Origin of the sequence: Palleronia sp. (assembly GCF_042089775.1) — a bacterium.
Classification (GTDB): Bacteria; Pseudomonadota; Alphaproteobacteria; order Rhodobacterales; family Rhodobacteraceae; genus Palleronia.
Genome location: NZ_JBELKF010000123.1, coordinates 1 through 6,976 on the forward strand (window position 1 = coordinate 1; position 6,976 = coordinate 6,976).

A 6,976-nucleotide genomic window follows, 5' to 3' on the forward strand; every position below is an offset into this window, starting at 1 on the left:
CGACTTGCCGGCCAGATGGGAAAGGACCGCCAGCTTCTGGCGATCCTCCTCGGTGCCGTAGGCGATGATGCCCTTGTTCTTGAGGGTCATGTCAGGTCCATTTCCAAAGGCTGACGGCCAGCCACATGGCGAGCCGCATGGGTGAAGTGACGCCGTCCGCGCGGAGGGCCTCGTGGAAGATCGCCCCGGCTGTGACCCGGTCCCAGCCCTCGGCCAGCAGGGTGTCGTGCAGGGCCGCGGCCTTCAGGAAGCGGGTGTCGTCGGGGTCCACGATCCAGCGCAGCCCTCGGGGCACACTCACGTCGAACCGCGCCCCCCTCGGCACGACCACCGCGAGGCGCGACCCCGGCTTGCCGATCTCCCAGACCAGAGGGGTGTCGGCATGATAGGCTCCGTCCGCAGCGCGGCTCCAGAACCAGCCGGTGTTGGTGTAGAGGCTCATTTGAAGGTCTCGAGCGAGGTCTTCAGTTCGGCCACCGCGGCGTCGATCTCGAGCCGGGAGGTCGTCTCCTCGATGCGGCGGATCGCGCCCAGCCGGAGCTTGTCGAGCGCAGCCGCGGTACGACGCCACGCGGCCCCAAGATAGGCCACGATCTGCGCGACCTCATAGGCGGTGGAGGCGGTGATGCCGACCTCGGAGGCGATCAGGGGGAAGTCATCGAGCGGCACCATGGCGTGCTCGCCCGACTGGCGGATATACTCGAGCGCCTCCTTCTCCTTCTCGGCGTAGATCATCTCTTGGCCGGGGATGACGGTGATGTAGCGCGAACGGGTCTGGCCGATCGCGTTGTTCACCTCAGCGATCGCGAGAGTGCGCAGGGAGGCGAGGTTCTGGCCGAAGCTAGGCATGGGTCACCGTGATCTTATGCTGGAAGATCGAGTGGTGCGGAAACACCTCGTCGACCTTGATGGTGTAGACACCCGCATCGGTGAGCGTCAGCGGGCCTTCGGCGGCTGTGAGCACCAGCTCGTCGCCCGCCTCGTTGGCGATCGCGATGGCGGCTCCCGGCGACAAGCCATCGAGGATGAGATCGAACGGAGCCACACCGGCCTCCGGCAGTTCGACCCGGGCCGGGCGCGCAGCCGGCCCGGTGCCGTCATACCAGTGCTTCTCTGGGTCGTAGATGCCCTCGAACCAGACCTCGCCCGGCTCGACGTTCATCTCGATTTCCTCGGGCGTGACGCGCAAGGTGCCAGTGAGAAAGCCGGTGGTGGCGTTGAAGATGCCGACTGCGATGTTGAGGCTCATTTGACGGTTCCGATGACGTGGACCTGAACGCCGTAGCACCCCCGCCCGGTGGAGGAGTTGCTGAGGCCGGAAGCGGCGTATTCGATTTCGATGAGGGCCGACCCGGAAGTGAAATACCCCATGCCCGACACCATGCCGATCATCGGGCAGCCGTAGCTCGAATACGTCCGCTGGCGCAGCTGGGTGCCGCGCACGGTGATGCGGATCTGGGTGAAGGTCGAGGTGGAGTTGCTCTCCCCCCGGCTGTCGACCTCGGCGATGAAGATGTAATCCGCGTCGTGCTCAAGCGTCACCGTCTTGCTCAGAACGGTAGACCAGCCCGAGGTATAGACCGGGGTGGAGTGGAGCTGCTGGACCGACTTGTTGGTCGAGACGGCGTTGCCCGCGATCTGCAGGGTATCCACGGCAAAGTCGCCGATCACGCCCTTGGCGGCGGTGATCGTCTTGGCTTCGAGCCGGTTGGCGTTGATCGTGCCCGTCTTGATCTTCGAGCCGTCCACGATGGTCCGACCATAATCGGCATCGAGCTTGGTGCCACCTTCGTAGGTCGCGATGATCCGACGATCCGTGCCGGTTGCTGCCGTGCGGCTCGTCGTGGTGTTGAAGTTGCCGGTGTCCTTGATCCAGTAGATGTAGATCACACCCGAGGTCCAAGTGGAGGTGCTGCCAGCCGCGATGGTTCTGGTCTGCTCAACGCCATCGTCGTCAGTGTAGACGATGGAGCCCGAGTTCCAGTCGGCGCGGTTGGTGGACGGGCTGTTGTGCTCGAACTCGATGCCCGTCAGCGAGATCGCCCGGCTGCCAATGACGAGATGCTTGGCTTGGATCGTGTCGGCGGCGAGCTTCGAGCCGGTGATCGTGCCAGCGGCGATCTGGGTCGCCGTGATCGTCGAGGCGGCGATTTCGTTGGCGGTGATCGTGTCCGACGCAATCAGGCCAGCGGTGATCGTCCGCCCCGCGATCCTCGAGCCGGTGATCGTGCCCGAGGCGATCTGGGTCGCCGTGATCGTGCCCGAAGCGATCTGGGTCGCCGTGATCGTATCGGTCTTGATCTGAGCGCCCGTGATCGTACCAGCGGCGATCTGGGTCGCCGTGATCGTGTTGGCCGCGATGTGGGTCGCGGTGATCGTGTCGGCCTTGATCTGGGTGCCGGTGATGGTGCCCGACGCGATCTGGGTGGCGGTGATCGTGCCTCCGGCGATCTCACGGGCGGTGATCGTGTCCGCCGACAGGTGCTTGCCCTGGATCGTTCCGTCCACGACCAGCTGCGCGCCGTTCATCAGGCGCAGGACGAAGCGGTCGAAGTAGACGTTCTTCGTCGTGGTCTGACCACTACCGTTGTAGACTCGGATGGTCGCGTACCGCGCGCTGGACGGGGCAGTAAGCACCAAGCTGTACTGCACCTTCGTTGCGGTCATCGGGACGTTGTTGGCAATGGTTGCGTAGCCGATGTAGACCTTGCTCTTGTCGTACCAGTAGACGCGGAAGTATGCGCCTGCGGTCGTGGCCGTGCCGTCCGTCCAAAGAGCTGTCTCGGCGTAGTACTTTTCCGAACCCTCGATCGGAATGAAGTAACCCGGAGAGATTGTGGTATATGTCTCGCTCGCGAGGTCCGACCCCTTCGCCAGCTTGAAGGCGTTGGCCCCGGAGACACCAAGCCCTGCCGCCACCGTGAAGGTGCCGCCGCTGGTCGGAGTGTTCCACATGCCAGAGATGTCGATGTCGTCCGCCGAGCCGTTCGGCACGAGGTTCGTGAAGTCCGTCACCGCGAGGTTCTTCGCGATGATCGAACCAGCCGCGATCTGGTCGGCACCCACCGCGCCGGCAGCGATCTTCGCCGTGGTGATCGCGTTGGACGCGATCTCGGCAGCGGTGATGGTGCTCGCCGCGATCTGCGTGGCCGTGATCGTATTGGACGCAATCTTCGAGCCGGTGATGGTCGAACCGGCGATCTCGGCCGCGGTGATCGTTCCCGCCTTGATCTCGGTGGCCGTGATCGTGTTGGCCGCGATCTGGGTCGCCGTGATCGTGTTGGCCGCGATGTTGGAGCCGGTGATCGTCGAACCAGCGATCTTCGAGCCGGTGATCACGGAGGCGGCGATCTGCTCCGCTGTCACGGCGTTGGCGGCGATGTGGGTCGCGGTGATCGCGTCGGCCTTGATCTCCGCACCCGTGATCGTCCCGGCGGCGATCTGCGTGGCCGTGATCGTGTTCGTGACGATGTTGCTGCCGGTGATCGTGCTGGCCGCGATCTTCGCGCCCGTGATCGTACCGGCGGCGATCTGGGTCGCCGTGATCGTGCTGGCCGCGATGTGGGTCGCGGTGATCGTGTCGGCCTTGATCTGGGTGCCGGTGATGGTGCCCGACGCGATCTGGGTGGCGGTGATCGTGCCTCCGGCGATCTCACGGGCGGTGATCGTGTCCGCCGACAGGTGCTTGCCCTGGATCGTTCCGTCCACGACCAGCTGCGCGCCGTTCATCAGGCGCAGGACGAAGCGGTCGAAGTAGACGTTCTTCGTCGTGGTCTGACCACTACCGTTGTAGACTCGGATGGTCGCGTACCGCGCGCTGGACGGGGCAGTAAGCACCAAGCTGTACTGCACCTTCGTTGCGGTCATCGGGACGTTGTTGGCAATGGTTGCGTAGCCGATGTAGACCTTGCTCTTGTCGTACCAGTAGACGCGGAAGTATGCGCCTGCGGTCGTGGCCGTGCCGTCCGTCCAAAGAGCTGTCTCGGCGTAGTACTTTTCCGAACCCTCGATCGGAATGAAGTAACCCGGAGAGATTGTGGTATATGTCTCGCTCGCGAGGTCCGACCCCTTCGCCAGCTTGAAGGCGTTGGCCCCGGAGACACCAAGCCCTGCCGCCACCGTGAAGGTGCCGCCGCTGGTCGGAGTGTTCCACATGCCAGAGATGTCGATGTCGTCCGCCGAGCCGTTCGGCACGAGGTTCGTGAAGTCCGTCACCGCGAGGTTCTTCGCGATGATCGAACCAGCCGCGATCTGGTCGGCACCCACCGCGCCGGCAGCGATCTTCGCCGTGGTGATCGCGTTGGACGCGATCTCGGCAGCGGTGATGGTGCTCGCCGCGATCTGCGTGGCCGTGATCGTATTGGACGCAATCTTCGAGCCGGTGATGGTCGAACCGGCGATCTCGGCCGCGGTGATCGTTCCCGCCTTGATCTCGGTGGCCGTGATCGTGTTGGCCGCGATCTGGGTCGCCGTGATCGTGTTGGCCGCGATGTTGGAGCCGGTGATCGTCGAACCAGCGATCTTCGAGCCGGTGATCACGGAGGCGGCGATCTGCTCCGCTGTCACGGCGTTGGCGGCGATGTGGGTCGCGGTGATCGCGTCGGCCTTGATCTCCGCACCCGTGATCGTCCCGGCGGCGATCTGCGTGGCCGTGATCGTGTTCGTGACGATGTTGCTGCCGGTGATCGTGCTGGCCGCGATCTTCGCGCCTGTGATCGTACCGGCGGCGATGTCGTTCGCCGTGACCGTACCAGCGGCGATCTTTCCGGCAGTGACCGCGCCCGCAGCCAGTTGGGTGGCGGTGACGGCACTGGCTGCCAGCTGGGTCGCCGTGATCGTGTCGGCAACGATGTTGCTGCCGGTGATCGTGCTGGCCGCGATCTTCGCACCCGTGATGGTCGAGGCGGCAATGTCGTTGGCGGTGATCGTGCCAGCAGCGATCTTCCCAGCGGTGATCGCACCGGAGGCGATGTCGGCGGCGACGATGGTGCCAGCGGCGATCTTTCCGGCGGTGATGGCCCCGGCGGCGATCTTCGCGCTCGTGATGGCGTTGGAGGCGATCTCGTTCGCCGTGACGGCGTTTGCGACCAGCTTGGCGGTCGTGATGGAGCCGTCGACGATCATCTGGGCGTTGGCCCGGCGGCGGACGACGAAGCCGCCGAAGTGCAGAGCAGCGGTGCCTGCCGTGTCGCGGCTGACAACGAAGCGGAAGACCTTCTCCGAGCTGGTGTTGGTCTCGTAGATTGTGAAGGCGTTGGCCGAGCTGGAATTGTAGCGGCTGCCGACGAGAACGCGCCGGGTTGGGGTGACGACACCGGCGGTGTCGACGGAGCCGAACTCGATCTCCAACGTGCCCGTCGAGTTGGCCGTGGTGCTGGACAACCAGACCCCACCCTGAACCAGCAGATCACCCGAAGTGTCGAGCGGCTGCCACAGGGTCTCGATGGAAATTTCGACGCCTGCCCCAGAGGCCCCCGACGACTGTCCGTACTTCTTGCCGAGGCTACCCGAGGTCGTCCCGATGAAGCTGACCCCGTGCCCCGTGGTCGAGCTGTAGAAGCCCGGGTCGACCATGTCGTAGTCGCCATAGGCGTTGGTCAGGTCGCCCAGCACCAACTTGGACGCCACGATGGTGTTAGCGGCGATCTCGTCGGCACCGATGGCCCCGGCGGCAATCTTGCCTGCCACGATGGCCCCGGCGGCGATCTCGGCGGCGGTTACCGCACCAGCGCCGATCTTGGCTGTGGTGATCGCACCCGAGGCAATTTCTGCTGCCGTGATCGCACCGGTGGCGATCTGGGTCGCCGTGATCGTGTTGGTCGCGATCTTCGCGCCCGTGATCGTGGACGCCGCAATCTCGTTGGCCGTGACGGCGTTGGCGGCGATCTTGCCGGCCGTGACCGCGCCAGCAGCCAGTTGGGTTGCGGTGACGGCACCAGCGGCGAGCTGGGTGGCGGTGATCGTGTCGGTGATGATGTTGCTGCCGGAGATCGTCTGAGCAGCGATCTTGGCACCCGTGATGGTCCCGGCGGCGATCTCATTCGCAGTGACAGCGTTCGCGGCCAGCTTGGCGGTGGTGATCGCACCCGACGCGATGTCCGCGGCAACAATGGCCCCGGCGGCGATCTTGCCCGCCACGATGGCTCCGGCGGCGATCTCGGCAGCGGTCACCGCGTTGGCGGCGATCTTGGCGGTGGTGATCGAGTCTGCCGCGATCTCGTTGGCGGTGATGGCGTTCGCCCCCACCTTGCCTGCGGTTACGGCCCCGGCAGCGATCTTCGGGCTGCTGATCGCGTTGTCGCTGATCTGGGTCGAGGTGATCTGCGAGGTCAGCTTCGCCGCGTCGAGCGAGGCGATCTGGGCCGAGGTCAGGGTGCCGGTGATCTTCGAGGCTTCGAGTGCTGCAATCTGAGCTGCCGCAATCTGCCCCGAGATGTCAGCGGAGGCGACGGCGGCAGTCCAGCCCGAGCCCGTGTTGCGGTAGATCTTGTTGTCGGTGGTCAGCAGGACCGTGCGGCCCTGCGTGTGCGGCGTACCCGGCAGCGTCGAGACGATCTCGATCGCTTTCAGTCCCGAGGTCAGCTTGGCCGCGGTGATCGCAGCATCAGCGATCTGCGTAGCGACCACCTGCCCCGTCATCTTCGAGGCAGCGACGTCGGCGATCTGGGCGTTGGTCAGTTGGCCGCTCACCTTCGCCGCTTCGAGCGAGGCGATCTGGGCCGAGGACAGGGTGCCGGTGATCTTGGAGGCAGCGAGGGACGCGAGATTCGCCTCCGGCACCGTGCCGAGCAGCTTCGTCGCCGACATCTGGGCGATCTGCGTGTCGGCAATCTGGCCGGTGAGCTTCGTGGTCGCCACGGCGGCGATCTGGCTGTCGGAGAGCTGACCCGTGACTTTCGAGGCAGCGAGACCCGCAATGCGCGCCTCGTTGACGGTGCCGGTGAGCTTGGCGGCATCGAGCGAGGCCAGACGGGCT

At 65.2% G+C, this 6,976-nt stretch carries 4 protein-coding genes; all 4 read right to left on the minus strand.

Features of this window, described 5'->3' with window-relative positions:
- Window positions 1–91 precede the first annotated feature (91 nt).
- On the minus strand, window positions 92–442 hold the full coding sequence (locus tag ACFDS3_RS17990) for a DUF1353 domain-containing protein (protein WP_375263732.1): 351 nt from the start codon (window positions 440–442) through the stop codon (window positions 92–94).
- Complete coding sequence (locus tag ACFDS3_RS17995) at window positions 439–849, minus strand: hypothetical protein (RefSeq protein WP_375263733.1); 411 nt, start codon at window positions 847–849, stop codon at window positions 439–441. The genes ACFDS3_RS17990 and ACFDS3_RS17995 overlap by 4 nt, the downstream gene beginning before the upstream one ends.
- Window positions 842–1,249, minus strand: a complete 408-nt coding sequence (locus ACFDS3_RS18000; RefSeq protein ID WP_375263734.1) for a hypothetical protein — start codon at window positions 1,247–1,249, stop codon at window positions 842–844. The genes ACFDS3_RS17995 and ACFDS3_RS18000 overlap by 8 nt, the downstream gene beginning before the upstream one ends.
- A partial coding sequence (locus ACFDS3_RS18005; protein WP_375263735.1) for a beta strand repeat-containing protein occupies window positions 1,246–6,976 on the minus strand: 5,731 nt, incomplete at its 5' end. The genes ACFDS3_RS18000 and ACFDS3_RS18005, both read right to left, overlap by 4 nt.